The sequence below is a fragment of the Mesorhizobium sp. WSM1293 genome (assembly GCF_000513875.1).
Classification (GTDB): Bacteria; Pseudomonadota; Alphaproteobacteria; order Rhizobiales; family Rhizobiaceae; genus Mesorhizobium; species Mesorhizobium ciceri.
Genome location: NZ_AZUV01000008.1, coordinates 207967 through 234640 on the forward strand (window position 1 = coordinate 207967; position 26674 = coordinate 234640).

The following is a 26674-nucleotide window of genomic DNA, read 5'->3' on the forward strand; positions in this document are numbered from 1 at the left end:
CCTAATTCACCGCTTGGCGATCGGCACGTAATCCCGCTCCGGTGCACCGGTATAGAGCTGGCGCGGGCGGCCGATCTTCTGGCGCGGATCCTCGATCATCTCTTTCCACTGGGCGATCCAGCCGACGGTGCGGGCGACCGCGAACAGCACGGTGAACATGGTGGTGGGGAAGCCCAGCGCCTTCAGCGTAATGCCGGAATAGAAGTCGACATTCGGGTAGAGCTTCTTCTCGATGAAATAGGAATCGGTCAGCGCGATCTTTTCCAGCTCCATGGCGATGTCGAGCAGCGGATCGTCCTTGATGCCGAGCTCGCCCAGAACCTCATGTGCCGTCTTCTGCATGATCTTGGCGCGCGGATCGTAGTTCTTGTAGACGCGGTGGCCGAAGCCCATCAAGCGGAACGGGTCGTCCTTGTCTTTGGCGCGGGCGATGAATTCGGGGATGTGATCGACATGGCCGATCTCGCCAAGCATGTTGAGCGCCGCTTCATTGGCGCCGCCATGCGCGGGTCCCCACAGGCAGGCTATGCCGGCGGCGATGCACGCAAACGGGTTGGCGCCCGACGAGCCGGCGAGGCGAACGGTCGAGGTCGAGGCATTTTGCTCGTGGTCGGCGTGCAGGATGAAGATGCGTTCCATGGCGCGCGCCAGCACCGGATTGATCTTGTATTCCTCGCAAGGCACGGCAAAGCACATATGCAGGAAGTTGGCGGCAAAGTTCAGCTCGTTCTTCGGGTAAATGAAGGGCTGGCCGATGTGGTATTTGTAGGCCATCGCCGCGATCGTCGGCATCTTGGCGATCAGCCGCATGGAGGCAACCATGCGCTGGTAGGGGTCGGAAATGTCGGTGGAGTCGTGATAGAAGGCCGACAGCGCGCCGACCACGCCGCACATCACCGCCATCGGATGCGCGTCGCGGCGGAAGCCGGTGAAAAAGCGCGACATCTGCTCATGCACCATGGTGTGGCGCGTCACGCGGTAATCGAAATCGTCCTTCTGCGCCTTGGTCGGCAATTCACCGTAGAGCAGGAGATAGCAGACCTCGAGGAAGTCGCCATGTTCGGCCAACTGGTCGATCGGATAGCCGCGGTGCAACAGGATGCCGGCGTCGCCGTCGATGAAGGTGATTTCGGACTCGCAGCTTGCCGTCGAGGTGAAGCCGGGATCGTAGGTGAAAGCGCCGGTGGTTGAGTAGAGCGAGGCGATGTCGATCACATCAGGCCCGACCGAACCGCTTCGCACCTTGAATTCATGGGTCTTGCCGGCGAATTCAAGCGTTGCGGTGGCCTCTTGGGTCTTGCCCAAATCCAGTTTTTTCGCAGCTTCGGTCATTGCAAACTCCTTCTTGTTTCCTCATGCCGGCAAAGGCAAATTTCGCAGAGCGACACGTCGAAAATCACCGCAATGCGCGTATTCGCCACCGCATTTCAGGAGGTGCGTGCCAGATTGGGCCAAGGCCTAATGTTGCACTGCGAAACCCGCCTTTCAATGCCAATCTTCTTGGGCCAGTTTGCTCCTAATCGATTTGATCTGAGATGCGCGCCAGGCTTTCCTCGCGGCCGAGCACGGCGAGCACATCGAACACGCCCGGCGAGGTGCTTTTGCCGGTCAAAGCGGCGCGCAAAGGCTGGGCCACCGCGCCGAGCTTGTGGCTGCCGGCCGCTGCCACCTCGCGGATCGCCGCCTCCGCCGAGGCGGCTGTCCAGTCATCCGCAAGCCCGTTCAAAGCTTCGTGAGCACTGCGCAGGATCTTGCGGGCGTCATCGGTGAGCAGAAGCGCCGCCTTGTCGTCGATCGGCAGCGGTCGCGTGGCAAACAGGAAGGCCGCGCCGTCGACGAGCTCCACCAGCGTCTTGGCGCGCTCCTTCAGGCCCGGAAGCGCTGCCAGCAACTGCGCCTTGGTGCTGTCGTTCAGGCGTGCGGCGATCGCCGGGCCACCTTCGAGGTAGGGCAGGGTGGCGATGAAGATGTCGAACAGTTCGGCATCGCTCATGCGGCGCATATGCGCGCCGTTGATTGCCTCCAGCTTGGCGAAGTCGAAGCGCGCCGCGCCCTTGTTGACGTCGCCGATGTCGAACCAGGAAATCATGTCCTTTATCGACATGATCTCGTCGTCGCCATGGCTCCAGCCGAGACGCGCCAGGTAGTTGAGCAGCGCCTCCGGCAGGTAGCCCATGGCGCGATAAGCCTCGACGCCAAGCGCGCCGTGCCGCTTCGATAGCTTGGCGCCATCGGCGCCGTGGATCAGCGGGATATGCGACATGGACGGCACGTTCCAGCCCATGGCGTTGTAGATCACGGACTGGCGAGCGGCGTTGGTCAGATGGTCGTCGCCGCGGATGATGTGGGTGACGGCCATGTCATGATCGTCGACGACGACGGCATGCATGTAAGTGGGATTGCCGTCGGAACGCAGGATGATGAAGTCATCGAGATCCTTGTTGGGAAAGCGCACGTCGCCCTGGACCCGGTCATGGACGACGGTCTCGCCTTCGGTCGGCGCCTTGATGCGGATGGCGCCCTTGGCACCTGCGGGTGCCTCTGATGGGTCGCGGTCGCGCCAGCGGCCATCGTAGCGGGGTGGCAGCCCCTTGGCTCTGGCGGCCTCGCGCATGGCCTCCAGTTCGGCTGGCGTGGCGTAGCAATAATAGGCCTTGCCCATGCGCACGAGCTCCTCGGCCACCTCGCGGTGGCGCGGCGCACGCTCGAACTGCGACACTGGCTCGCCGTCCCAGCTCAGGCCAAGCCAGGAAAGCCCGTCGAGGATGGCAGCCGTCGCGGCTTCATTGGAGCGTTCGCGATCGGTGTCCTCGATGCGCAGCAGCATCGTGCCGCCGGTGTGCTTTGCATACAGCCAGTTGAACAGCGCCGTGCGCGCGCCGCCTATGTGCAAATAGCCGGTGGGCGAAGGGGCAAAACGGGTGACGACCTTGTCGGACATGGAACTCTCGGAAACCATCTGAAGCGGGGTGCGGTCGCGCGGACTTTCGCGCTTTGCGCGTTCATGTAGCATAGGGTGTCGAGGGCGCAAGGGGCAGACCCGATGGCTGGACGAGGCTGGGGCTCGGATCAGGGCGAGGACGCTGCCATTGGCGTCCGCGAACGGTCCCTGTTTGCGCCTCTGCCAGCCTCATTGCCGCCGCCGTCGCCCCTCGTGCCGGATTCCGGCAAGCTGCCCTTGCAAACGGGTGTCGCCGCCTCTGTTCCGGTTGCCGGAACCGGCAGGATCGTGCGCGTGCGCCGGCAGATCGGCCTGATATCACTGCCTCGCCTGCGCCACAGCGTGAACACGGCGGCGAGCCTGGAACTCGACCGGGGCGTGGCCTTCCTGCTGGTACCGGTCTGCCTTGCGATCGGAGCGATCGGCTATTTTTCGCTGACGGCTGAACCCGACTTTGCGAGACCTGTCGCGGTTGTCATCCTGACGGGGATCTGTGCGCTGGTCTCGCGCTCATGGCCAAAGACCCATCTGTGTTTCATGGCGGCACTTTTGTGCGCCCTAGGACTGCTTGCTGCCAAGGTCGAGACGTGGCGTGCGGGCACACAAATGTTGGGCTCGGAAATCTCGACGCAGGTGACCGGCCGCGTCGTCTCGCTCGACCGGATGGAAACTGGCCGTATCCGGCTGACCATCGACGTAACATCGACCGCAAGACCGAAACTGCGCTATGCGCCGGAACGGGTACGGCTTTCGGCACGCAAGATCCCGGCTGACGTGACCGCAGGCTCGCTCATCACCGGATATGCCAAGCTTTTGCCGCCGACCGGGCCGGTGCGACCGGACAGCTATGATTTCTCCTTCGACAGCTATTTTGCCGGCATTGGTGGCAGCGGATTCTTTCTCGGCAATCCAAAGCTTGTCGTCAGCGATGATGGCGACATGCCGCTGTCGGCCCGAATTTCCTCCAGCGTGGAAAATGCCCGTGAAGGCATCGCCGACCATATCAGGGCGAGCGTCGGCGGCGCCGAAGGCGAGATCGCCGCGGCGCTGATCGTCGGCGTGCGCGCCGGCATTCCCGACGACATCAATGAGGCGATGCGACGTACCGGCATCTACCACATCATCTCCATTTCGGGACTGCACATGGCTCTGGTCGCCGGCACCATCATGGGGTTGCTGCGCGGCGCCTTCGCCTTGTTTCCCGATTTTTCCGCGCGTCGCCCGGTCAAGAAGTATGCCGCTGCCGCCGCACTGTTCTCGATCGCAGCCTACCTCGTCATCTCAGGTATCGTCGTCGCCGCCGAGCGCAGCTTCATCATGCTGGCAGTGATGCTGATTGCAGTTCTGTTCGATCGAGCAGCACTCACCATGCGCAATCTGGCGATCTCGGCGATCGCCGTCATCGTGGTGTCGCCGCATGAGGTGGTCGGCCCGAGTTTTCAGATGTCGTTCGCCGCGACCGCAGCTCTGGTCGGCGCCTATGCCGGCTGGGCGGATCACCGCGCGGGAAAAGCAAGACCGCCGCCGCCGAAGCGATCCTTGCCCGGGTTCCTGACACGAAAATTCCTGCTGGCGGCAATCGGTCTGGCCATGACCTCGATCATCGCCGGCAGCGCCACGACGCTGTTTGCCATCTGGCATTTTCAGCGTGTGTCGCCGCTCAGCCTGTTCGCCAATCTCGCGGTTATGCCGATCGTCACCGTCGTCATGTTCCTGGCCGTCGCCAGCGCGCTGCTGATGCCTTTCGGATTGGATTGGCCAGGTCTCTACCTGATGGGCAAGGGCCTGACGATGATGATCGCCATATCGGGCTGGATCTCCGAGCGTTCGCCTGTCGATGGGGTCGGGCTGATTTCGCAACAGTCGGTCCTGCTGGTGGCCATTGCCCTGGTCATCGCGACGATGGCGACGACATGGCTGCGGCTCGCGGCTCTGCCATTCGCGTTGGCAGGCTTGCTGACCGTCTCGGATACGCGCACGCCCGATGTGCTGATCTCGGAAGACGCCCGGCTGGTGGCGTTGCCGATCGGTGGCGGTGAGCTTGCCGTCAGCCGGCAACGGCCGAACGAATTCACCGTCGACAACTGGAAACGCGCGCTGACATCGGAAACCATCGTCGTTCCGGAAGTGTTCGACAACAGCGATGGGCAATTCGACGTCGCGGATGCCGTTGAGCTACCGCCGGGATCGCCGTTCTATTGCTCCTCAGGCGTTTGCGTGGCCAGGCACATGTCCGGTGCGATCATTGCCTATGTCGAGGACCGCAAGGACACCTGGAAAGCCTGCGGCTTCGCCGAGCTGATCGTCGTCAACGATGCCACCGCCTATGACGCCTGTCACAACCCGCTGGTTCTCGTCATCACCAAGCGGCAACTGGCTCGCAAAGGCAGTGCCGCGGTCTTCTTCGATCGCCAATCGGCGACCACGCCGGCGACGATCAGCTTCGCGGTGGACAGCCCATATCGGCCCTGGCACACGCAACGCAGATACTCTCGCGAGGCGAGGGGGCTGGCACCCTTCAAGAAACCCGAGAAGCCAGTGGTCAACCCACAGCCGTCTCAGTAGCGACGGATCAGGCCGACGAGCTTGCCTTGCACCTTGACCCTGTCCGGCCCGAAAATCCGTGTCTCGTAGGCTGGATTGGCGGCTTCGAGGGCAATCGAGGCGCCCTTGCGGCGGAACCGCTTCAGCGTCGCTTCCTCTTCATCGACCAGCGCCACGATGATCTCGCCGGGGCTGGCCGTATCGGCGTTACGGATGATGACGGTGTCGCCGTCGAAGATGCCGGCCTCGATCATCGAATCGCCCTTGACCTCCAGCGCATAGTGCGCGCCGCCCATGATCATGTCCGGCGGCACCGAAATCGAATGCGTCTGATGCTGGATGGCATCGATCGGCACGCCGGCGGCGATGCGACCCATGACCGGGATCGAAACGGCAGAGACCGCATCGTCGTCATTGCCGGGCGAAGGCATCCGCGAAGGCGCCGGCTTGATCTGCCGGCCAAGAGCACCACCCTGACCAAGACTGCCCTGGATGACGCTTGGCGAAAACTTCTTTGCCGCATTGAGGCCTGGCGCGATGGAGTCCGGCAGCCGCAGCACTTCCAGCGCGCGGGCCCGATTGGGCAGCCGGCGGATAAAGCCGCGCTCCTCAAGGGCCGTGATCAGCCGATGAATCCCGGATTTGGAGGCAAGGTCGAGCGCCTCCTTCATTTCGTCGAAGGATGGCGGAATGCCGCTCTCCTTCAGGCGTTCATGGATGAACATCAGCAGTTCATGTTGCTTGCGTGTCAGCATGGCGGCCCCCAGGTTCCCTGAAACCAGAATCGAAAAACAAACCCAGAACAAACACTATCTGTTCCAGTTGTGTTCTGCAACCGTTTAAAGTTTAATGAATTTGTTAAGGCTGCTGAAATTATTTGGCGCTTGCCAGCGGGTTACGATCGACGGGCGCCACCTTCGGCAATGCGCCTGCTCACATTGAAATTGTTATGGTTAATGACCTGTGGCTTATCCTCTACCAAAGCTTGGCGTTATCTGTCGATCAGCCTCGACAAGGGGCGATTGCAACCTTCGGGACGTTCGTTTGCCGTGAACGAAACGGAGCCAAAACGCCAACGTCAGTTGGGCATTTTGGCTGGAAATTCAGCTCTCCGTCATTTGCCAGGCAGTGAGGGCAGCGACGGCGGATCGCCGGGATCGGTGCGTCAGGTAACGGCTTCCTTGACGGCGAAACGCTGGTCCTTCCATGCACCCGTGCGCAGAATGTCTTCCAGAACCTCAACCGCCAGCCACACATCCTTGTAGCTGACATAGAGCGGCGTGAAGCCGAAACGGATGGTCGACGGTGCGCGGAAGTCACCGATCACCCCGCGCTCGATCAGCGCCCGCATGATTTGATAGCCGTGGTCGTGAAGGAACGACACCTGGCTGCCGCGCCTGGTCGCGTCGCGGGTGGTCTCCAGCGTGAGACCGTAGGCGCCGCACTTGGCTTCGACGAGCTGGATGAACAGTTCTGTCTGCGCGACGCTCTTCTTTCGCAATGCCGCCATGTCGACGTCGCTCCAGATGGCAAGCGCGCCTTTGAGCGCCCGCATCGACAGGACCGGTTGCGTACCGCACAGAAAACGGCGGATGCCGGTGCCGGCAACATAACCCCGTTCGAAGGCAAAGGGCCGCGCATGGCCCCACCAGCCGCTGAGCGGCTGGCTGATATCGCCGTGGTGGCGCTGCGCGGCATAGATGAAGGCCGGCGCGCCCGGACCGCCGTTGAGGTACTTGTACGTGCAGCCGACAGCGAAATCGGCATTTGCCTGATCGAGCTCGACGGGCAGGGCGCCGGCGGTGTGGCAGAGATCCCAGACGATCAGCGCTCCGGCCGTATGAGCCCTGCGCGTCAGCGCCGCCATGTCGCGCAGTTCACCCGATTTGTAATTGACGTGGTTGACCAGCACCACCGCGACGTTTTCGTCGATCAGATCTTCGATGGTCGGCGCGTCGACGCCCGCGAGGCGCAGCAGGACGCCATCCCGGGTCGAGGCCACGCCTTCGGCGATGTACAGGTCGGTGGGAAAACTGTCACCTTCGGCGACGATGGCTGACCGGCCGGGCCGCATCTCCATCGCTGCGTGCAGCACCTTGTAGATGTTGGTCGATGTCGTGTCGCAGACAACGGTCTGGCCGGCCGCGGCTCCTATCAGGCGTCCGAGCTGGTCGCCGAGTTCGATCGGCATCTCGAACCATCCGGCCGTGTTCCAGGCTCGGATAAGATCTCGGGCCCATTCCTGCGTCGCCGCCTGCTGCAGCTCGCCGAAAACGGCATGAGATGCTGCCCCCAGTGAATTGCCGTCGAGATAGATCACCCCCTCCGGCAGAATGAAACGGTCGCGCATGGCCCGCAGCGGATCCGTGGCATCCATCGCTTCGACTGCGGCGAGATCAGGAATTCCACTCATGGTCAGTCCCCGGTTGTTCGCGAAGGGTTTCCGCCACAGAGCGTCCCTTCGGTGAGCCTGTTCTCATTTCGATGATGTCAGAGCCGAGTGCGGACCGTCCACAGCTCCGGAAACAGCACGACCTCGAGCATTTTCTTCAGATACGAAGCACCCGACGTGCCGCCGGTGCCGCGCTTCAGACCGATGATGCGCTTCACCGTGGTGACGTGGTTGAAGCGCCAGCGGCGGAAATAATCCTCGAAGTCGACCAGCTTCTCGGCCAGTTCGTAGAACATCCAGTAGCGCTGCGGATCGCGGTAGATAGTCTGCCAGGCGACCAGGACCTCTTCATTCTCGGTTCGCGTCTCACGCCAGTCCGTGCGCCTGGCATCGGCACCGATGTCGAATCCGTTGCGCGCCAAAAGCAGCAGCGCTTCGTCGTAGAGCGATGGCTCGGCCAGGATGGCTTCCAGCTTTCCGCTGAGGTCAGGCCGATGCTTGTGAGGGCCGAGCATGGCCAGGTTGCGGTTGCCGGCCATGAACTCGATGGCGCGATACTGCCAGGACTGGAAACCCGAGGACTGGCCGAGCGCGTCGCGAAACTCGGTATATTCGCTGGGCGTCATCGTTCGCAGCACATCCCAGGCATTGTTCAGCTGCTCGAAGATGCGCGCGACTCGCGACAGCATCTTGAAGCTCGGCTCGAGCCGGTCGGCGCGGATCGAGCGGATCGCGGCGCCAATCTCGTGCAAAGCGAGCTTCATCCACAGTTCCGAGGTCTGGTGCTGGATGATGAACAGCATCTCGTCATGCGCCGACGACAGCGGCGTCTGCGCCTCCAGCACTTTCTCCAGGTGCAGATAGTCGCTGTACGACATGCGCTCGTTGAACGACATCTGTGCGCCTTCGGACGCCGGATCGTAGGGCTCGCTCAATTGACTTTCTCCGTGCGCAGCCGGAAGCGCTGGATCTTGCCGGTCTGGGTCTTGGGCAAAGCAGCAATGAATTTCACCGATCGCGGGTATTTGTAGGGTGCGATCGTCGCCTTGACATGGTCCTGCAGGCGCTTGGTGGTCAATGCGTCAGGCGCCACGCCCTGCACCAGCACGACATGTGCCTCGACGATCTGGCCGCGCTCGGCGTCCTCGGCACCAATGACCGCGCATTCGGCGACGTCGGGATGTGACAGAAGTGCGGCCTCGACTTCGGGGCCGGCGATGTTGTAGCCGGCGCTGACGATCATATCGTCGGAGCGCGCAGCGAAATGGAAGAAGCCGTCCTCGTCCTGCGTGAAGGTATCGCCGGTGATGTTCCAGCCGTCGCGCACGTAGTCCTTCTGCCTGATATCGGCCATGTAGCGGCAGCCGGTCGGTCCGCGCACCGCAAGCCTGCCGGTCGCGCCGCGCGGTACTTCGCGCATCTCGTCGTCGACGATGCGCGCCTCGTAGCCGCCGACCGGCTTGCCGGTCGACGCGGGCTTCATGTCGCCAAAGCGGTTGGAGATGAAGATATGCAGCATTTCGGTGGCGCCGATGCCGTCGAGGATCGGCTTGCCGGTCTTTTGCGTCCACTCTTCGAAAACCGGAGCGGGCAAGGTTTCGCCGGCTGAAACGGCAACGCGCAGCGACGACAAGTCGGCACCTTCATCCATGGCCTTCAGCATGGCGCGATAGGCAGTCGGCGCGGTGAAGGAGATCGTGGCTTTGTAGGTCTCGATGATGTGGATCATGTTGGGTGGCGTCGCCTGCTCCAGCAGCGTCGCCGCCGCACCGAAGCGCAGGGGAAAGATAGCGAGCCCGCCAAGGCCGAAAGTGAAGGCCAGCGGCGGCGAGCCGACGAAGATGTCGTCCGGCGTCACCTCCAGGATTTCGCGGGCATAGGCGTCGGCGATGATCAGGAGGTCGCGGTGGAAATGCATCGTCGCCTTCGGCACGCCTGTCGTGCCCGAGGTGAAGCCGAGCAGCGCGACATCGTCGCGGCCGGTGTTGACGGCGGTGAATGTCACCGGCTTGTCGAGAGCGGCACGATCGAGCTCGGCATCATGGTTGGCGGTGCCGTCGAAGCCTATGACCTGTTTGAGGAAGGTGCTGTCCTTGGCGCAGGCGGTCATCTCGTCCATCAGCCTGGTGTCGCAGAGCGCGACGGTGATTTCCGCCTTGTCGACGATCTTGGCCAGTTCGCCGGCGCGCAGCATAGGCATGGTGTTGACGACCACGGCGCCGACCTTGGTGGCAGCCAGCCAGCAGGCGACCATGGCGGGGTTGTTGGCCGAGCGGATCAGCACCCGGTTGCCGGGCTCGACGCCATAATTCTCGACCAGCGCGTGGGCGAGCCTGTTCGTCCAGTCCGACAGTTCCTTGTAGGTGCGGCGGCGGCCATTGCCGATCAGGGCTGTGCGGTCGCCGAGGCCCTTCTCGACCAGCCGGTCGGTAAGTTCGACACCGGCGTTGAGGCGTTCGGGATAGTCGAAGCCATCGAGCAGTATATCGGGCCATTGCTCCGGCGGCGGCAGGTGATCGCGCGAGAACGTGTCGATATGCGCTGAAGGCCCAAGCATGTCGCCGCTCTCCCGTCTGCTGCCTGGCCAGTGCGCAATGCGCCTTGGCTGGATGTGGTGGATCCTAAGGTCCTGCTCTGAGGAGGCTTCGTGCTGCCCATCACGCCTGCTCGGAGATGCGCGCCGAAAGGGTGAACATCTGCAGGTGAGGGCAGCACAGCAGACCTCCCATTGTCGGCTGTTCGTGCGGGCAGGATCGCACCAGTCGAAATTTGTTTCAAGCCTAAAGTGTTTTTGCCCTGGAGCATTGACGCATGTCGTGGCGTTGGCCATTGCTGGCGGAGAAGCGATGCCGTTTTGGGGGAGGGCGCAGATGTTCGAACGTCACATCGTCGATTGGGATGATGCCTATGCCAACGGTGCGAACATCGCCGGCAGCGACCGTTGGCCAGCCGCCTGGGCGGAGCCAGCGGCAGCATTCCGCGATGCGCTCTCGGCAGAGAGCCGGGCACGGCTCGACATCGCCTATGGCGACGGGTCGCGCAATCGGCTCGATCTTTTCCTTCCCAAGGCCGCGCCCAAAGGACTGGTGGTGATCATCCATGGCGGTTACTGGCTGGAGACCGACAAGAGCTTGTGGTCGCATCTCGCCAAGGGCGCGGTCGGCAGCGGCTTCGCCGTTGCGATGCCCTCCTACACGCTGTGCCCGGACATACGCATCGCAGGCATCGTCCGGGAGGTCGGGGCGGCGATTGGCAAGGCAGCGGCAATGGTTGACGGACCGCTGATGCTGACCGGACATTCGGCCGGCGGCCATCTCGCCACCCGGATGGTGACGACAACCACGCCTTTGGCGCCGGATGTGGCGCGGCGCATACGCCATGTCGTTTCGATTTCAGGTCTACACGATTTGCGTCCGCTCATGCGCACCGGCATGAACAAGGACCTGGCAATCGACGAAGAGGAGGCGCTGGCTGAAAGCCCAGCCCTGCTGCGCCCGATGGATGGCGCCCGCATCACCTGCTGGGCCGGCGGCGGTGAGCGCGCCGAGTTCCTGCGCCAGAATGCGTTGCTTGCCAACATCTGGACCGGCCTTGGCGCCACCACCAGCACCGTGGTCGAGCCCGACCGGCATCACTACGACATTGTCGACGGCCTTACCGATCCGGCGCATCCGCTGACGCAGAGCTTGATCTCCAGCTAGAGCCGAGATCACTTTCTCGTCTGTTATGAACGGCTTGCCTGGAATTCCTCAGCGCAGCATCAAAACGCTGCAAGCCTCGCCCGCGGCTGCTGCAGGGGCAAACGGCGCCCGCACGATCAGCCCGTTGGCGTCGGCCAGCATTCTCAGCATCGAGGAATCCTGAATGCCGAACGGCGTCGCCACCAGCGCGCCGTCATCTTCCCTGACCACGGCTCGGACATAGTCCTGGCGCAAATCATTGGCCGGCATTGCGGTACCCAGTCGCGCTGGGCGAATGTCCTGGCGATGGTTGCGGCCGCCGAGCCGCGCCAGCAGCGGCTTCAGGAACAGTTGCGAGCAGACCAGGCTTGCCACCGGGTTGCCGGGCAGGCCGATGCACCTGATATCGCCGAGGCGGCCGAACATCAGCGGCTTGCCGGGGCGCATGGCGATCTTCCAGAAGCCGAGCGTCATGCCTTCGCCGGTCAGCACATCGTGGATCAGGTCGTGATCGCCGACCGAGGCGCCACCAAGCGTCACGATGACATCCGCACCGGCCGCGACCGCTTTTTGCACCAGTTCGGCGATGGCCTCCTTGCGATCGGCGGCAATGCCGAGATCGAGCGCGCGGGCGCCGACCGAGTGTGCGGCGGCAGCGACGCCATAGGCATTGGACGAGATGATCTGGTCCGGGCCGAGATCACTGCCCGGCGGCAGCAATTCATCGCCGGTGGCGATGATGGCGACCAGCGGTCGTTTCACCACGTTGACCCGGGGATGGTTGGCCGATGCTGCCAGCGACAGTGCCGCCGGGTCGAGCAAACGGCCTCTTTCGAGCAGCATGTCGCCTGTTGAAAAATCGAGCCCGATGCGACGGATATTGCGCCATTGCGCCGTCGGCTCGGTCACTTCGATTTCGCCGCCGCCGAGGTCGCGGACATTCTCCTGGATGACGATGGTGTCGGCGCCTTCGGGCAACGGCGCGCCGGTGAAGATGCGCACCGCTTGTGCCTTGCCGATCCTACCGGCAAAACCACGTCCGGCCGGCGCCATGCCGATCACCGACAGCCTGGATGGTACCGACGCCACGTCGGCGGCTCGAGCGGCATAGCCATCCATGGCGGAAGCGTTGAAAGGTGGCTGGGTACGGAGTGCCACGACCGGTTCCGCCAGAACACGATCCACCGCCTCGAACAGAGGAACGCTTTCGCCGGCTAGAGGTGCCGCACCATCGAGCAGGCGTTCAAGCGCCTCCGCGATAGGAACCAGCGCCATCAGGAGCTCGCCTTGTAGTCACCCGACTTGCCGCCGGTCTTTTCGACCAGGCGGATGCCGGTGATGACCATGGCGCGGTCTACTGCTTTGGCCATGTCGTAGATGGTCAGGCAGGCTACCGAAGCGGCCGTCAGCGCTTCCATCTCGACGCCCGTCTTGCCGGTGACGCGCGCCAGCGCGGTGACCTTCAGGCCCGGCAATGCATGGTCGGGCTCGATGTCGACGGAAACTTTGGTCAGCAGCAGCGGATGGCAGAGCGGGATCAGATCATGCGTCTTCTTCGCCGCCATGATGCCGGCGATGCGCGCGGTGCCGAGCACGTCGCCCTTCTTGGCGTTGCCGGCGAGGATCATCTTCAGCGTCTCGGGCTGCATCGCGACAAAGCCTTCGGCGATCGCCGTGCGCGTTGTTTCTTCCTTGTCGCCGACATCGACCATGTTGGCCTCGCCCTGCGCGCCGAGATGGGTCAGGCCTGATACCATCGTCAGATAGCCTCGGCCAAAGCCTTGCCTGTCAGAAGCAAGCGCGTCGCGGTGGTGACGTCCTGTTGCCGCATCAGGCTCTCGCCGACAAGAAAAGTGCCGATGTCGCTCTTTTGCAGCCTGAGGCAGTCGTCATGGGTGAAAATACCGCTCTCGCTGACCAGCAGGCGGCCGCCCGGCACCATGGGTGCCAGCCGCTCCGACGTTTTAAGGCTGGTTTCAAATGTTCTCAGATTGCGGTTGTTGATGCCGATCAGCCGCGACGACAGTTTTAGCGCGCGCAGCGTCTCGGCCTCATCATGCACCTCGATCAGCGCATCCATGCCGAGTTCGAATGCCGTTGCCTCAAGCTCGCTCGCCAGGGCGTCGTCGACGCTGGCCATGATGATCAGGATGGCATCCGCGCCCCAGGCGCGGGCTTCGTAGACCTGATAGGGATCGAACAGGAAATCCTTGCGCAGCGCCGGCAGCGCGACGGCGGCTCGCGCCCGGGTGAGAAATTCCGGCGCGCCCTGGAAGGACGGTGCGTCGGTCAGCACCGAAAGACAGGCAGCGCCACCCTTGGCATAGGCCTGCGCCAGCGCCGGCGGATCGAAATCGGCGCGGATCAGCCCCTTGGACGGGCTTGCCTTCTTGATCTCGGCAATCAGCGCAAAGGCGCCGGATTTGCGCTTTGCTTCGAGCGCGGCAAGAAAGCCGCGCGGTGCGTCGGCGTCCTTGGCTCGCGCCTTGATTTCGGCCAGCGGCACACGTGCCTTTGCCGCCGCGATCTCGTCGCGCTTGTAGGCCTCGATCTTGCGAAGAATGTCAGACACGTTTTACCCGTTCGAAATCTCGACCAGCCTGTCGAGCACTTGCAGGGCCCGGCCGCTGTCGATGGCTTGCGCGGCGAGCGCGATGCCGTCGGCAAGCGTCGTCGCCTTGCCCGCCACCACCAGGCCGGCGCCGGCATTCATCAGCACGGTGTCGCGATAGGCGCCGGCAGCGCCGCCCAACATATCGCGCAAGGCTTTGGCATTGTAGTCCGCATCGCCGCCACGCAGTTCGTCCCTGCTGTGGCGCGGCAACCCGACCGCTTCAGGCGTCAGGGTGAAGCTGCGGATCTCGCCGCCGATCAGTTCGGCGACCTGCGTCTCGCCGGTGGTGGTGATCTCGTCATAGCCGTCGCCATGAGCAACCCAGGCATGCCCCGCACCCAGTGCCTTCAGCGTCTCGGCAACCGGCAGGATCCATTCCGGCAGGAACACACCGACCAGCTGCCGCTTGACGCCAGCTGGATTGGAGAGCGGCCCGAGCAGGTTGAAGATGGTGCGGGTGCCGAGTTCGACGCGGGTCGGACCGACATGTTTCATCGCTGGATGGTGCGCGGGCGCGAACATGAAACCAATGCCAGCCTCGTGGATGCAGCGGCCGATGAATTCGGGCGAGATGTCGATCTTGACGCCGAGCGCAACCAGCACGTCGGCGGCTCCTGTCAGCGAGGACAGGCCACGATTGCCGTGCTTGGCAACCGGCACACCACTGCCGGCGATGACAAAGGCCGATCCCGTGGAAATATTGACGCTGTGGGAATTGTCCCCGCCGGTGCCGACGATATCGATGGCGCCGTCCGGCGCGTCGACTTGCAGCATCTTGGCCCGCATGGTGGCGACGGCGCCGGAAATCTCGCTCACCGTCTCGCCGCGCACGCGCAGCGCCATCAGGAAACCGCCGATCTGGCCGGGGGTCGCATCACCCGACATGATGATGTCGAAGGCCTCGCGCGCTTCCTCGAAGGAAAGCGCGCTACCGGTCGCGATCTTGGCGATATGGGTTTTCAGCGCGCTCATCTTGTCGAGGCTTGGGCGACGGCGGCCTGGTCGACGCGAACGTCGTACTGCGTCTGCAACTGCGCCACCAATTGGTCGAGCAGGTCGTCCGACATGCCGGAGGTGAAGGATTTCTGTGCGTCATCCGGCACCGAGCTGGCATCGGCCCCGGCGGGCTCGAACACTTCGGCGACCTTGTACAGGATCTGCCCGTCGCCGGTAGGCGAGGGGATCAGGCCGGTATCGCCTTCGCCGACTCCGAACATCGCTGCGGCACCTTCCTTGCCGAAATCGACATCGTCAGCCTCGCGCTTGACACCGCGCTTGGTCTGCTTTTCCAGCTTCAGTTCGCTGGCAATGACATCGAGCGTTGCGCCGGCCTTGAGCCGCTTTTCCAGCTCGTCAGCCTTGGCGGCGAGCCGCTTGCTTGTTTCCGCCGCCGTCCAGTCGGCCACGACTTTCTGACGAACCTCATCCAGCGTGCGGTCGCGAGCCGGCGTGATGGACGCCACCTCATAGAAGACGAAGCCGTTGTCGGCTGTGGTCAAGGCATCGTTTTCCGTGTTGGGTTCGGCGTCGAAGACCGCTTTGATCAGCTCCGGCGATTGCGGCAGGTCCTTGACGATGCTTGCATCTGGCCGCAGTCCACTGCGATCGATGGCGTCGATGGTGACGACCTTCAGCTTCAGCTTGGCCGCAGCGTCGGCCAGCGAACTGCCGGCGGCGCGGGTGTCATCGTAATTGTCGCGCACGTCCAGAAGGATGCGGCTTGCCTCGCCCAGCGCCAGATCCTTGCGGATCTGGTCGGACACCTCGGCCAGCGGCTTCACCACCTCGGGCTTGATCTCGGTGACACGCAGCAGCACCGGACCGAAGGCGCCCTGCACGACCTGGCTGACTTCATTGGCGTTAAGCGCGAAGGCGGCGTCGGCGACCGCCTTGTCGGCGATCTTGTCCTTGGCAAGCGTGCCGAGCAACGTGTCGGCCGGGGTCTTGCCTTCCGCCGTGACCAGCTTGTCGAAAGTGGCGCCTGCCTTGAGCGAATCGAGCGCGGCCTTGGCCGCATCCGGCGTCTTGAACACGAGCTGCTCGATGGTGCGCAATTCCGGCGTGGTGTAACGCGCCTTGTTCTTGTTGTAGTCGTCGCTGACCTGTTGGTCGGTGACGGCGGTCGGATCCATGATGTCGACCGGCTCGAGGCGGACATAGGAGAATTTGCGGTATTCGGGTGCCGCATATGTCTTCTTGTTGGCTTCGAAATAGGCCGAAAGCACGCTATCGGATGGCGCCGCTATCGGCTCCACCAGTGCCTTGGGCAGCGTCAAATAGTCGATGGTGCGGTCTTCGCCGCGATAGAGCGCAACTGCCTTGAAGAAAGTGTCCGGAGCCTTGAGGCCGTCCGAGACCGCCTCGACAATCTGCTGGCGCACCGCCACCTGAGCACGGTTCTTCAAATAGTCCTCGGGTCGCATGCCAATCTGCTGCAGCATATATTCGAACGTTCTGCGATCGAACTGGCCGCCCGGGCCTTTGAAGGCCGGGTCTTCGCGTGTCAGCTCGGCCAGCCGATCCTTGGAAAGTCCGAGGCCCAGCTTGCGGGCCTGTTCATCGAGAACGGCACCCGAGACGAGCTGCGCCAGCACCTGGTTGTCGACACCGAGCGCCTTTGCCTGTTCGTGGCTGAGACGTTGGCCGAACTGCTGCGACATGACGGCGAGCTGGCGATCATAGGCGAGACGGTATTCGTTGATCGACACTTTGGTGCCGCCAGCGGTTATCACCGAATCATGGCCGGCCAAACCGCCCATCAGCCGTCCGGAAACGCCCCAGACCAAAAAGCTGAGCACCAGCAGCACCAACAGCCCCTTCGCGACCCAGGTGCCTGCCGCGCTTCTCAATATACCAAGCATTTTTACTTCCGATTTATGCGCATTTTCGCATGCGCCGAGTCTGAAACAAGCGCAATAGCGCCCTTCCGGCCCACTGTCGATTGCTTTGTGGCCTGATTTTGGTAGTGAGGGCCAGAGCCCCGATATCATCCGGAGAAGCAAACCCATGACGCCAGGAATTCGCCCGCTCGTCGCCGGCAACTGGAAAATGAACGGCACCAGCGCCTCCCTCAACGAGCTCAGGATGATCGGCAACGGCTTCATGAGTGGGCTTGACGCGGAGACCGAAGCGCTGGTTTGCGTTCCCGCAACCCTGCTTGCCCACGCCGCCGAGATCCTGTCGCGCACGCCGGTGCATGCCGGCGGCGAAGATTGCCACACCAAGGAGAGCGGAGCCTACACCGGCTGCATCTCGGCGGAAATGCTCAGGGATGCCGGTGCGAGCCATGTCATCGTCGGCCATTCCGAATGCCGCGAGCAACGCGGCGAGGATGACGCCACTGTCCAGGCCAAGGCATCCGCCGCATGGCGTGCCGGGCTTGTTGCCATCATTTGCGTCGGCGAAACGCATGAGCAGCGTGAAGCGGGCGCCACGCTGGACGTGCTGTCGCGGCAGGTCGAGGGCTCGGTCCCGCCAAGCGCCACCCCGTCCAACACCATCATTGCCTATGAGCCGGTATGGGCGATCGGCACCGGCCTGACGCCGACGGCGGCCGACGTCGCTGCGGCACACGCACATATCCGCGAAAAGCTGTCGGAAAAGCTCGGCGGCGTCGCGGCGAAGGTGCGCATTCTCTATGGCGGCTCGGTCAAGCCCTCCAACGCGGTCGAACTGCTCGGCGTCAGGAATGTCGACGGCGCGCTGGTTGGCGGCGCCAGCCTGAAAGCGGCGGACTTTCTCGGCATCGCCGAGGCCTATCGCAATATTGCTTGAAGACATTTCCCCGCCGGACAGGGCTTCCGGTGCACGAAATCGTTGCAAAGGACGGGTTGCTTCCCATATTCCGGCCACGGGCTTGGAAATGCCGTCAAAGCATTGTATTGAGCCGCCTCCAATTCACCGGTCGTGTCCGCGGCCGGGCAAGGCCTTGCCAGGATAAACTATGGAAACCGTACTGATCGTCATCCATCTCATGGTCGTGCTCGCCCTTGTCGGCGTGGTGCTGCTGCAGCGTTCCGAAGGCGGTGGCCTCGGCATCGGTGGCGGGTCCGGCTTCATGACCGCGCGTGGTGCGGCCAATGCGCTGACGCGTGCGACGGCGATCCTGGCGGCTGCCTTCTTCGCCACCTCCTTGACCCTGTCGATCGTCGCCCGCTACGGCGAAAAGCCGATCGATATCCTGGACCGCGTGCCGGCGACCTCGGACGGCGCCGGCAAAGGCGTGCTCAACCAGTTGCCTGGAACCACAACTCCGGCGCCCGCGGGCACCACCACGCCGACGCCACCTTCCGGCAACGATGCTTCGGCTCCTGCGACTGCCCCTGCCACTGCGCCTGCCGCCGGCTCGACGCCGCCGGCGACCAACGGCACGGCTCCCGCCGCACCGGCGACCCCGCAGGTTCCAAACCAGTAGTCCTCGGTGCCTGAACCGCGATCTGTGGTCGTTTGAACACAGTCGCGGCAAATGCAGCGAGATCACGAAGATTCGACGGGGTGAGGCATGGCCCCACGCTTGAGGCGGCCGCGCTTATTCGACTATAGATTGCACGCGGCATTTCCGGCGCCCTTGGGGGGCGCTGGGCGACGCCGTGGCAACAAGCATAGAACGATCGGATCTTCGCCATGCAGCTTCGCAGCTTCATTTTCCTGGGACTTTGCGCCGCACTCGGCGTGAGTTCCCCCGCTTTCGCAGGCGTTCCGGCCAATATGGCCGCACAGCCTTCGGCTGAAACAACTTCTGCCATCAACGTCGCCGTCAAGAGTGATGCGTCGCAATTGAAGCTTCTCAAGAAGAAGAAAAACCCGACGCCCGACGACCTCGCCCAGATCAAGAAGATCGAGGCCAAGATCGTTGCCGACAAGGAAGCCGCCAAAGCCAAGGCGCTCGAAGCCAGGAAGCTGGCAATGCGCGAGGCGGCAAAGGCCAAGGCCGACGCGGAACGGCAGGCGTTCCTTGCCAAGAAGGGCAAGAGCGCGCCGGCAACCGAGGTGGCCGATGCCAAGCCGGCCAAGAAGCAGGCTGCCAAGATCATCGAGCCTATCGAACCGATAGCGCCGATCCAGTCGGCCGAGCCGCTTCCGGCGGAGGCCATGAACGTCGCCCTGACCGGCAACAATGGCGAACTGCGCAGCGAAGTCATCGGCCAGAAGAAGCCGAGCGGCGGCGGCCTGTTCGCCGGCCTTTTCGGCGGGACGTCGTCCGGCTCCTCGATAAGCTATCTTCCCGAGACGCGGGCTCTCGATCAGGCTCTCGCCAAGAGGGAGGCCAAGAAGCAGTTCAAGGTGAAGCCGGAATTCGTGCCGCAGGACGTGGAATTCACTGGTTACGATGCCGGCACCATCGTCATCGACACCAGCGCGCGGCGCCTTTACCTCGTCGAATCATCTTCCACCGCGCGGCGCTACGCCATTGCGGTCGGTCGCGAGGGCCTGCAGTTCAAGGGCACGGTCGCGGTCGGTGACAAGCAGGAATGGCCGCGCTGGATCCCGACGCTGGACATGCAGAAGCGCGAGCCGAAGCATTACGGCCAGTATAAGGACGGCATGCCTGGCGGTGGCCAGAATCCGCTCGGCGCCCGCGCCATCTATCTCTATGACGGCAAGAAGGACACGCATCTGCGCATCCACGGCACCATCGCGCCGCAGTCGATCGGAACCAGCGCCTCTAATGGCTGCTTCCGCATGATCAACGAGCACGTCATGGACCTCTACAGCCGCGTCAGGGTTGGCACCAAGGTCGTCATCATCTGACGTTTTCGTCATCCTGCCGAAAGGGCCGGCTCAGCCGGCCCTTTTGTTTTGCCCTATTCACGATCCGAGCGCCTTCTTGGGAAAAAACCTTCGCGGTGGTTTTTTCTCTGGCGGAATCAATCCGGCCGCGTTAAGCGATGACTCCCATGGCGCGATATGTATTCATCACAGGCGGCGTGGTTTCCTCACTTGGAAAAGGCATTGCCGCAGCGGCCCTTGGGGCTCTCCTGCAGGCGCGAGGCTATCGCGCACGCATCAAAAAACTCGATCCCTATCTCAATGTCGATCCGGGGACGATGTCGCCGTACCAGCATGGCGAGGTTTTCGTCACCGACGATGGTGCGGAAACCGATCTTGATCTTGGCCATTACGAGCGCTTCACAGGCCGCTCCGCCAACCAGCAGGACAACATCACCACCGGCCGCATCTACAAGAACATCATCGAGCGCGAGCGGCGCGGCGACTATCTCGGCGCCACCGTGCAGGTCATCCCCCACGTCACCGACGAGATCAAGAATTTCGTCCTCAACGGCAATGACGACTATGATTTCGTGCTGTGCGAGATCGGCGGCACGGTCGGCGACATCGAGGCGATGCCGTTCCTGGAGGCTATACGCCAGCTCGGCAACGACTTGCCGCGCAACAATGCCGTCTACGTGCATCTGACGCTGATGCCCTATATCCCGACGGCCGGTGAGCTGAAGACCAAGCCGACTCAGCATTCGGTCAAGGAACTGCGCGGCATCGGCATCGCGCCCGACATCCTGCTGGTCCGCGCCGACCGCGCTATCCCCAAGGAAGAGCGCAGAAAACTGTCGCTGTTCTGCAATGTGCGCGAAAGTGCCGTGATCCAGGCGCTCGACGTGCCGCATATCTACGACGTGCCGATGGCCTATCACAAGGAAGGGCTCGATTCGGAAGTCCTGGCCGCCTTCGGCATCGATCCGGCGCCGAAGCCGCGTATGGAGCCGTGGCAGGCGGTGTCCAACCGCATCCACAATCCGGAAGGCGAGGTGACCATCGCCGTTGTCGGCAAATATACCGGCCTCAAGGACGCCTACAAATCGCTGATCGAGGCGCTGTCGCATGGCGGCCTGGCCAATCACGTCAAGGTCAAGCTCGACTGGATCGAATCGGAGATCTTCGAAAAGGAGGATCCGACGCCGTGGCTGGAAAAGGTGCATGGCATCCTGGTTCCCGGCGGCTTCGGGGAGCGCGGCTCGGAAGGCAAGATCCTGGCGGCGAAGTTCGCGCGTGAGCGAAAAGTGCCGTATTTCGGCATCTGCTTCGGCATGCAGATGGCCTGCATCGAGGCGGCGCGGTCGCTGGCCGGCGTCGAGCATGCGTCTTCGACCGAGTTTGGTCCGACCGAGGAGCCGGTCGTCGGCCTGATGACCGAATGGCTGAAAGGCAACATGCTGGAGAAGCGCCGCGAAACCGGCGACCTCGGCGGCACGATGCGGCTCGGCGCCTATCAGGCCGAGCTCGCCAAGGGTTCCAAGATCGCCGAAATCTATGGGGACACGCAGATTTCCGAGCGCCATCGCCACCGCTACGAGGTCAATGTCGACTACAAGGAGCGGCTTGAGGATTGCGGCCTGGTGTTTGCCGGCATGTCGCCCGACGGCGTGCTGCCGGAAACAGTCGAGTATCCCGACCATCCCTGGTTCATCGGCGTGCAGTATCACCCGGAACTGAAAAGCCGGCCGCTCGACCCGCATCCGCTGTTCGCCAGTTTCATCGAGGCGGCGGTGGAGCAGAGCCGGCTGGTGTAGCCGGTCGGCCATGCAGACCTATGTCGCGCTGCTTTACAGCATCATCCTGGGCGAGGGCCGCCGGGTCGTCATGGCCGATCTCAAGGCCATGGCGGAAGATCTCGGGCTGAAGAACCCGCGCACCCTGGTGGCGACCGGAAATCTGGTCTTCGAGGCGACGGCAACTGATATTGCCGACCTTGAACAGCGGCTGGAGGCAGCCTTCGAAAAAACCTTCGGCCGCCATGTCGACATCATCGTGCGTGGTGCCGAGGACTGGCTGAAGCTTGCCGCCGGCAATCCGTTCCCGGCCGATTCGGCCAAAGCAGGCGATCAGGTGGCCGTACGGGTGATGCGCAAGCCTGCGCCCGTGGAGGCCGTGACGGGGCTCCAGGCCTATGCCGGCGAGGATGAAAAAGTGACTTCGGTCGGCGGCGACATCTGGGTCGTCTTTTCGCGCGAGAGGCCAAGCTCGCGGCTGCTTGCGGCGATGAATCACAAGCGCATGGGCACGGGCACGTCGCGCAACTGGAACACGGTGCGCAGATTGGCCGAGATGCTCGGGTAGGTTTTGGGGCGGCTCTCGCCGCCCCAAAATTCACCTTGTCAGGCCTTCGCGGTCCTGGCGCCGGCGCCCAAGGCGGCGGTGCGCAGCACGTAGTAGATGATGCCGGCGATCGCCACGCCGAAGAACCAGCCATAGACACCCCACCAGGACGGCAGCCAGTTGGTGAAGTTGGGCAGGATCGACGAGAAGATGGCGCCGATGCCGGCGGCGATGAAGGCGTTGACGTGCCAGCCGCCCTGGAAGCGGAATTCGCCATCTTCGCGATAAAGCGCCTCGACGTCGACCTCACCCTTCCGGATCAGGTAGTAGTCGACCATCATCACCCCGAAGATCGGCCCCATCGTCGCGCCGATGATGTTGACGAAGGAAGCCGCACTGCCTTCCCATGGCGCGAAGGGATAGAGCAGCAGGGCGATCACGGCCGCGATATAGCCGCCCTTCTTGAAGTCGATCTGCCTGGGAAAGACATTGGAGAAGTCGAAGGCCGGCGAGACGAAGTTCGCCACCACGTTGATGCCAAGCGTCGCAACTGCAAAGGTCAGGGCAGCAAGCGCCGCCAGGAACCAGCTGTCGAATTTCGCCGAGATCTGGTCGGGATGCAGCAGCACCTCGCCATAGACGTCAAAGGCGGCAATGGTGGTGACGCCGGCCACCAGCGAAAACAGGATCAGGTTGATCGGCAGGCCCCAGATGTTGCCCTTGCGCAGCGATGCCTTGTCCGGCGCGTAACGGGCGAAATCGCAGAAATTGAGATAAAGCGCGGAAAAGTAGGTGACCCAGATCGCCGCCACCGCGAACAGTGAGGTCCAGGAGCCAGGAGTACCCGGCACGCCAGCATCCTTGGTCTTGTCCAGCAGCACGTCCATGGGGATGTCGCTGGTGAAGGCAAATCGTCCTGATTTGACGCAGAGATAGATCGCCAGGATCAGCATCATCACCCAGACAGCGGGGCCGGCCCAGTCCTGGAATCGGCGGACCGTTTCCATGCCGTTCTGGATGATCAGCAATTGCAGCCCCCAGATGACCACGAAGCAGATCACCTCCAGGCCGGTATGACCGAGGAAGTGCGTGCTGGCGTTGAAATCGGCGAACCATTGCGTGCGGATCAGCAGCGCCACGATCGCGCCCGAGGCGGCGGCAGTCTGCGCGCCGTACCAGAAGCAGGCAACGATGGCGCGCACCAGCGCCGGTATGTTGGCGCCCCAGATGCCGAAAGAGGCGCGGGCAAGCACGGGGTAGGGCACGCCCGTCTTCACGCCGGCATAGCCGACCATGTTCATCAGCGCGTAGATGATCAGCGAGCCGATGCCTATGGCGATGATGAAATTGACGAAGCCGCCGCAGAACAGGAACAGACTGGCGGCAAGATAGTAGCCCCAAAGGCTGTGGACGTCCGACGTCCAGACGTTGAAGATCGAGAATGGTCCCCAGTTTCGAACTTTGGCCGGAGCCAAATCCTCGTTGTACAGATCAGGTGAAGCACCCTGTATCGTCATGGCAATGTTCCCCTTTTGCAGCACGCGCCCTCACGCGTTGGCCGCGTGCAGGTTAAGCCTGCCGCAGGGGAACCGACAAGCAACCTATTTGCCGGCTTTGGCCTTAAAGATATTCAATGAGAACTGCGATTATCGATGCACGGCGATGGTGGGTCATCGCTGAACCACGGATGAGTCGAGGTTCGACGCGGGGATTCCAATCTGAAGCGGTGGCTCCCGACATCTTCGGTTGGGGGGCATCTAAGCGATTGCCATCACCTGCTTGTGATCCGCGACTTCGGCGAGCAGCCAATCCTGAAACAGACCGGTGCCTGGCTTGTTGCCGATGCTGCGACGCTGATGCAGGTAAATGCCGGCCGGATAGGTGTGGCGGGCACGGAACGGCGCGACCAGCTTGCCTTGCTGCAGAAAATCTTGCGCCATCATCGTGTCCGCAAGCGCTATTCCGGCGCCATTGATCGCTTCGCGCATGATCAAGGTGCAATCATCCAGTGTTGTGCTGGATTTTGGCGTCGTTTCCAGAACGCCTTCCTGCTCCAGCCAACGCTTCCATCTCATGGTTTCGCATTCATGGATCAGATGATGATTGACCAGATCGGCCGGCGATCGCAGCGGCACAGGCCCCTCCAGAAGCGAAGGCGCACAGACCGGCGTCAAAAGCAGCGGGATCAGCAGCGTCAGAGCCGGGCCGGCCTTGTAGACGAACTCGTCGACAATGGCCAAATCGAAGTTGGCGCGCTTGCCTGAAGTGGAGATCTCCAGATCCACCGACGGATGCAACCGGCGAAAGTTCGGCAACCGGTCCGCCAGCCAAAGGTTCAGAACGGTGGGCACGCACAAGACCCGAACACGTTGGATCTTGCCGTGGCGCGACCCCTCGGAGAGGCTGACGTCGTCGGTGGCGCGCCAGATCGCTTCGAACGCCTCCGAGAGGCTGCGCGCATAGTAGGAGCCCCTTATGGTTGGCGTTATCTGGCGAAAACCGCGTTCGAACAGGTCCTGGCCAAGATTTCGTTCAAGCGCGCGGATGTGCCGGCTGACAGCCGAGGGTGTCAGATGCAGTTCTTCCGCCGCGTCCTTGACGCTGCCGAGGCGAGCGGCGGCCTCGAAAGCGCGCATGCCATTGAGTGAGGGAAGGGCCATTGGCCGATCATGAATTGTCAGTTGAGTTTTTGTCAATCGACATGGGCAGAATTCGCGTTTGATCGCCTGCCCTGTTAGGAGATACCCAGAAGACAAGAGCAATTAAGTCGTCTCAAGAAAGCGACTATTTGGGGACCGGCATTATACCACGAACGGCGGAGACCGGCTTGACCAGTCTCCACCGGGGTGAGCGAAGCGTTGCTCGCTACCCGGCTGGTATTGCCGCAATTGGAGAGAGCGCCAGCCTATGCCTCAATCGCCAGCGCCGGTGTTCGAGACCGCGGACGAGATTTCCTCGGAAGCCTCCGTCGTCGTGATCTTGCAAACTGCACTAACAGGCTTCGGCCCGCGGGCAGCCGCCTTTGATGCCGAGATGGGCGGGATTCTCTCTCGTGCATGCTCCGACCCGGCCGCCTTGATCGAATCCGGCAGCTGCATCGATCTTATTGCCCCGCAGTCCGTATCGACCAAGCGCGTGGTCATTCTAGCTCTGGGCAAAGCTGAAGCCGTAACCACCCTGTCACTGGCGCGCGCCGGCGGTCTGCTTGCCGCGCATCTCGAGGGCAAGGGGGAATGCGCGCCCACCCTGGTCCTGGACCCGATCGCCGGCGTTGACCTGCCCGGCGCCGAAATCCTGGCGCGTGTCGCGCTTGGCATGCGGCTACGCCGCTATCGTTTCGATATGCGCAACCGGCGGCAAGGGGCGGGAGCGGATAGAACCTTGCGGGTGAAACTGGTAGGGGCTCGCGGCCCGGATCTGACAGCGGCGCTGGCGCGGATCAATGCCATCGCCGACGGCGTCGAATATGCACGCACCCTGGTCAACCTGCCGCCGAACCACCTCCATCCCGACAATTTCCACGATCATCTTGAGCCCCTGCGTGAAGCCGGCATCGACATCGAAATGCTTGATGCCGCGCAACTGAAGGAGCTCGGCATGAACGCGCTTCTTGCTGTCGGATCGGGCTCGGCGCGCCCGCCGCGGGTCGCTGTCCTGCGCTACCGGGGCAAGGGTGCTCCCGCCCAACCACTCGCTTTCGTCGGCAAGGGCGTCTGCTTCGATTCGGGCGGCCTCTGCATCAAGGGCGGAGCGCAGATGTTCGACATGAAAGCCGACATGGGCGGAGCGGCCGCTGTGGTCGGCCTGCTGATCGCGCTCGCCCGGCAAGGCAGCCCGGTACACATTGTCGGTGTTCTCGGCATCGCGGAGAACATGCCATCCGGCACGGCGCTCAAACCGCGCGACATCATCACGACGGCGTCCGGACAGACAGTGGAAGTGTTCGACACGGATGCGGAGGGACGCCTGCTTCTGGCCGACTGCCTCCACTATGCAGCCACGCGCTTCAACCCTTTAGTGATCGTCGATCTGGCAACGCTGACCTATTCGGTGACGCGCGGGTTGGGGTCGATATTCGCCGGCCTGTTCAGCACCGACGATGCCATCGCGTCACAGATGATCGCGGCCGGAGAAACGGTCGGCGAGCGGTTCTGGCGGCTGCCGCTCGATCGGGCCTACGACGAGGGCCTGCAATCGCCGTTCGCGGACCTGCGGCATCATGCCAAGGATATGGAAGATGGCGATGCTCCCTATGCCGCAGCCTTCCTGCGCCATTTCACGGAAGATCGCCCCTGGGTGCATCTCGACATCGCCAGCAAGGAACTGACCGACACCGATCGGCCGCTCGGCAGGCAAGGTGCCACGGCATTTGGCGTGCAGATGCTGGAAGAGTGGGTGCAGGTCACCCGTAACATGAGTTAGGCGCCTGCCGCCGCGGACGATAAAAGTAC

The 26674-nt window shown here is 62.9% G+C and carries 21 protein-coding genes; 8 read left to right on the plus strand and 13 right to left on the minus strand.

All coding sequences use genetic code 11. The features are described 5' to 3' along the window. Nucleotides 1-6 precede the first annotated feature (6 nt). On the minus strand, nucleotides 7-1332 hold the full coding sequence (gene gltA / locus M729_RS0110870) for a citrate synthase (RefSeq protein ID WP_013531749.1): 1326 nt from the start codon (nucleotides 1330-1332) through the stop codon (nucleotides 7-9). 184 nt (nucleotides 1333-1516) lie between these two features. Next, a complete protein-coding gene (gltX, locus tag M729_RS0110875) occupies nucleotides 1517-2941 on the minus strand; it encodes a glutamate--tRNA ligase (protein WP_027161561.1) in 1425 nt (474 codons plus the stop codon). A gap of 102 nt (nucleotides 2942-3043) precedes the next feature. Between gltX and M729_RS0110880 the strand changes: the two genes are divergently transcribed. Continuing rightward, nucleotides 3044-5506 carry a ComEC/Rec2 family competence protein gene (locus M729_RS0110880; protein ID WP_027161562.1) on the plus strand — a complete coding sequence of 821 codons (2463 nt, stop codon included), beginning with the start codon at nucleotides 3044-3046 and terminating at the stop codon, nucleotides 5504-5506. Here M729_RS0110880 and lexA read toward each other — a convergent pair. The 4 genes from lexA to M729_RS0110900 all read right to left on the minus strand — a co-directional run bounded on the left by lexA (nucleotide 5500) and on the right by M729_RS0110900 (nucleotide 10434). Further along, nucleotides 5500-6240, minus strand: a complete 741-nt coding sequence (lexA, locus tag M729_RS0110885) for a transcriptional repressor LexA (protein ID WP_013531746.1) — start codon at nucleotides 6238-6240, stop codon at nucleotides 5500-5502. The genes M729_RS0110880 and lexA overlap by 7 nt on opposite strands. Before the next feature lie 410 nt (nucleotides 6241-6650). Next, nucleotides 6651-7898 carry a kynureninase gene (kynU, locus tag M729_RS0110890; RefSeq protein WP_024503342.1) on the minus strand — a complete coding sequence of 416 codons (1248 nt, stop codon included), beginning with the start codon at nucleotides 7896-7898 and terminating at the stop codon, nucleotides 6651-6653. Nucleotides 7899-7975: 77 nt separating this feature from the next. Beyond that, complete coding sequence (kynA, locus tag M729_RS0110895) at nucleotides 7976-8812, minus strand: tryptophan 2,3-dioxygenase (RefSeq protein WP_027161563.1); 837 nt, start codon at nucleotides 8810-8812, stop codon at nucleotides 7976-7978. After that, complete coding sequence (locus M729_RS0110900; protein ID WP_027161564.1) at nucleotides 8809-10434, minus strand: AMP-binding protein; 1626 nt, start codon at nucleotides 10432-10434, stop codon at nucleotides 8809-8811. Before M729_RS0110900 ends, kynA begins: the two co-directional genes overlap by 4 nt. 313 nt (nucleotides 10435-10747) lie before the next feature. Here M729_RS0110900 and M729_RS0110905 point away from each other — a divergent pair, with 313 nt between their 5' ends. Next, nucleotides 10748-11578 carry an alpha/beta hydrolase gene (locus tag M729_RS0110905; protein ID WP_027161565.1) on the plus strand — a complete coding sequence of 277 codons (831 nt, stop codon included), beginning with the start codon at nucleotides 10748-10750 and terminating at the stop codon, nucleotides 11576-11578. A 48-nt stretch (nucleotides 11579-11626) separates the two neighbouring features. On the opposite strand, the gene glp is transcribed toward M729_RS0110905, so the two are convergent. From glp to M729_RS0110930, 5 genes are read right to left on the minus strand one after another with little or no spacing between them, the layout of a single operon-like run. Then, on the minus strand, nucleotides 11627-12832 hold the full coding sequence (gene glp, locus M729_RS0110910) for a gephyrin-like molybdotransferase Glp (RefSeq protein WP_024503338.1): 1206 nt from the start codon (nucleotides 12830-12832) through the stop codon (nucleotides 11627-11629). Then, nucleotides 12832-13314 carry a cyclic pyranopterin monophosphate synthase MoaC gene (gene moaC, locus M729_RS0110915; protein ID WP_013531740.1) on the minus strand — a complete coding sequence of 161 codons (483 nt, stop codon included), beginning with the start codon at nucleotides 13312-13314 and terminating at the stop codon, nucleotides 12832-12834. The genes glp and moaC overlap by 1 nt, the downstream gene beginning before the upstream one ends. Before the next feature lie 2 nt (nucleotides 13315-13316). Further along, a complete protein-coding gene (gene trpC / locus M729_RS0110920) occupies nucleotides 13317-14129 on the minus strand; it encodes an indole-3-glycerol phosphate synthase TrpC (RefSeq protein ID WP_027161566.1) in 813 nt (270 codons plus the stop codon). 3 nt (nucleotides 14130-14132) lie between these two features. Beyond that, nucleotides 14133-15143, minus strand: a complete 1011-nt coding sequence (trpD, locus tag M729_RS0110925) for an anthranilate phosphoribosyltransferase (protein ID WP_027161567.1) — start codon at nucleotides 15141-15143, stop codon at nucleotides 14133-14135. Beyond that, nucleotides 15140-17032, minus strand: coding sequence for a SurA N-terminal domain-containing protein (locus M729_RS0110930; RefSeq protein WP_027161568.1), 1893 nt, complete (start codon nucleotides 17030-17032; stop codon nucleotides 15140-15142). The genes trpD and M729_RS0110930 overlap by 4 nt, the downstream gene beginning before the upstream one ends. Nucleotides 17033-17177: 145 nt before the next feature. Between M729_RS0110930 and tpiA the strand changes: the two genes are divergently transcribed. The 5 genes from tpiA to M729_RS0110955 all read left to right on the plus strand — a co-directional run bounded on the left by tpiA (nucleotide 17178) and on the right by M729_RS0110955 (nucleotide 22244). Beyond that, nucleotides 17178-17945: a triose-phosphate isomerase gene (gene tpiA / locus M729_RS0110935; RefSeq protein WP_013531736.1), complete on the plus strand. Its 768-nt coding sequence runs from the start codon at nucleotides 17178-17180 to the stop codon at nucleotides 17943-17945. A 169-nt stretch (nucleotides 17946-18114) separates the two neighbouring features. After that, complete coding sequence (secG, locus tag M729_RS0110940; protein WP_013531735.1) at nucleotides 18115-18585, plus strand: preprotein translocase subunit SecG; 471 nt, start codon at nucleotides 18115-18117, stop codon at nucleotides 18583-18585. A gap of 209 nt (nucleotides 18586-18794) precedes the next feature. Beyond that, on the plus strand, nucleotides 18795-19922 hold the full coding sequence (locus M729_RS0110945; protein WP_013531734.1) for a L,D-transpeptidase: 1128 nt from the start codon (nucleotides 18795-18797) through the stop codon (nucleotides 19920-19922). A 137-nt stretch (nucleotides 19923-20059) separates the two neighbouring features. Further along, nucleotides 20060-21697: a CTP synthase gene (locus tag M729_RS0110950; protein ID WP_013531733.1), complete on the plus strand. Its 1638-nt coding sequence runs from the start codon at nucleotides 20060-20062 to the stop codon at nucleotides 21695-21697. A 10-nt stretch (nucleotides 21698-21707) separates the two neighbouring features. Continuing rightward, a complete protein-coding gene (locus M729_RS0110955) occupies nucleotides 21708-22244 on the plus strand; it encodes a DUF1697 domain-containing protein (protein ID WP_027161570.1) in 537 nt (178 codons plus the stop codon). 38 nt (nucleotides 22245-22282) lie between these two features. Here M729_RS0110955 and M729_RS0110960 read toward each other — a convergent pair whose 3' ends face one another. Next, nucleotides 22283-23740 carry an NCS1 family nucleobase:cation symporter-1 gene (locus M729_RS0110960; protein WP_027161571.1) on the minus strand — a complete coding sequence of 486 codons (1458 nt, stop codon included), beginning with the start codon at nucleotides 23738-23740 and terminating at the stop codon, nucleotides 22283-22285. A gap of 240 nt (nucleotides 23741-23980) precedes the next feature. Further along, nucleotides 23981-24883, minus strand: coding sequence for a LysR substrate-binding domain-containing protein (locus M729_RS0110965; protein ID WP_024503328.1), 903 nt, complete (start codon nucleotides 24881-24883; stop codon nucleotides 23981-23983). A gap of 247 nt (nucleotides 24884-25130) precedes the next feature. Here M729_RS0110965 and M729_RS0110970 point away from each other — a divergent pair, with 247 nt between their 5' ends. Beyond that, nucleotides 25131-26645, plus strand: a complete 1515-nt coding sequence (locus tag M729_RS0110970; RefSeq protein ID WP_027161572.1) for a leucyl aminopeptidase — start codon at nucleotides 25131-25133, stop codon at nucleotides 26643-26645. Nucleotides 26646-26674 lie beyond the last annotated feature (29 nt).

What these genes read in the sequence shown, in the direction of transcription:
- M729_RS0110960 (WP_027161571.1), bottom strand. Translation starts at nt 23,740, where the DNA reads ATGACGATACAGGGTGCTTCACCTGATCTGTACAACGAGGATTTGGCT.
- gltA (WP_013531749.1), bottom strand. Translation starts at nt 1,332, where the DNA reads ATGACCGAAGCTGCGAAAAAACTGGATTTGGGCAAGACCCAAGAGGCC.
- M729_RS0110950 (WP_013531733.1), top strand. Translation starts at nt 20,060, where the DNA reads ATGACTCCCATGGCGCGATATGTATTCATCACAGGCGGCGTGGTTTCC.
- M729_RS0110900 (WP_027161564.1), bottom strand. Translation starts at nt 10,434, where the DNA reads ATGCTTGGGCCTTCAGCGCATATCGACACGTTCTCGCGCGATCACCTG.
- gltX (WP_027161561.1), bottom strand. Translation starts at nt 2,941, where the DNA reads ATGTCCGACAAGGTCGTCACCCGTTTTGCCCCTTCGCCCACCGGCTAT.
- M729_RS0110965 (WP_024503328.1), bottom strand. Translation starts at nt 24,883, where the DNA reads ATGGCCCTTCCCTCACTCAATGGCATGCGCGCTTTCGAGGCCGCCGCT.
- M729_RS0110930 (WP_027161568.1), bottom strand. Translation starts at nt 17,032, where the DNA reads ATGCTTGGTATATTGAGAAGCGCGGCAGGCACCTGGGTCGCGAAGGGG.
- M729_RS0110945 (WP_013531734.1), top strand. Translation starts at nt 18,795, where the DNA reads ATGCAGCTTCGCAGCTTCATTTTCCTGGGACTTTGCGCCGCACTCGGC.
- lexA (WP_013531746.1), bottom strand. Translation starts at nt 6,240, where the DNA reads ATGCTGACACGCAAGCAACATGAACTGCTGATGTTCATCCATGAACGC.
- moaC (WP_013531740.1), bottom strand. Translation starts at nt 13,314, where the DNA reads ATGGTATCAGGCCTGACCCATCTCGGCGCGCAGGGCGAGGCCAACATG.
- tpiA (WP_013531736.1), top strand. Translation starts at nt 17,178, where the DNA reads ATGACGCCAGGAATTCGCCCGCTCGTCGCCGGCAACTGGAAAATGAAC.
- M729_RS0110905 (WP_027161565.1), top strand. Translation starts at nt 10,748, where the DNA reads ATGTTCGAACGTCACATCGTCGATTGGGATGATGCCTATGCCAACGGT.
- glp (WP_024503338.1), bottom strand. Translation starts at nt 12,832, where the DNA reads ATGGCGCTGGTTCCTATCGCGGAGGCGCTTGAACGCCTGCTCGATGGT.
- M729_RS0110880 (WP_027161562.1), top strand. Translation starts at nt 3,044, where the DNA reads ATGGCTGGACGAGGCTGGGGCTCGGATCAGGGCGAGGACGCTGCCATT.
- kynU (WP_024503342.1), bottom strand. Translation starts at nt 7,898, where the DNA reads ATGAGTGGAATTCCTGATCTCGCCGCAGTCGAAGCGATGGATGCCACG.
- secG (WP_013531735.1), top strand. Translation starts at nt 18,115, where the DNA reads ATGGAAACCGTACTGATCGTCATCCATCTCATGGTCGTGCTCGCCCTT.
- trpD (WP_027161567.1), bottom strand. Translation starts at nt 15,143, where the DNA reads ATGAGCGCGCTGAAAACCCATATCGCCAAGATCGCGACCGGTAGCGCG.
- M729_RS0110955 (WP_027161570.1), top strand. Translation starts at nt 21,708, where the DNA reads ATGCAGACCTATGTCGCGCTGCTTTACAGCATCATCCTGGGCGAGGGC.
- M729_RS0110970 (WP_027161572.1), top strand. Translation starts at nt 25,131, where the DNA reads ATGCCTCAATCGCCAGCGCCGGTGTTCGAGACCGCGGACGAGATTTCC.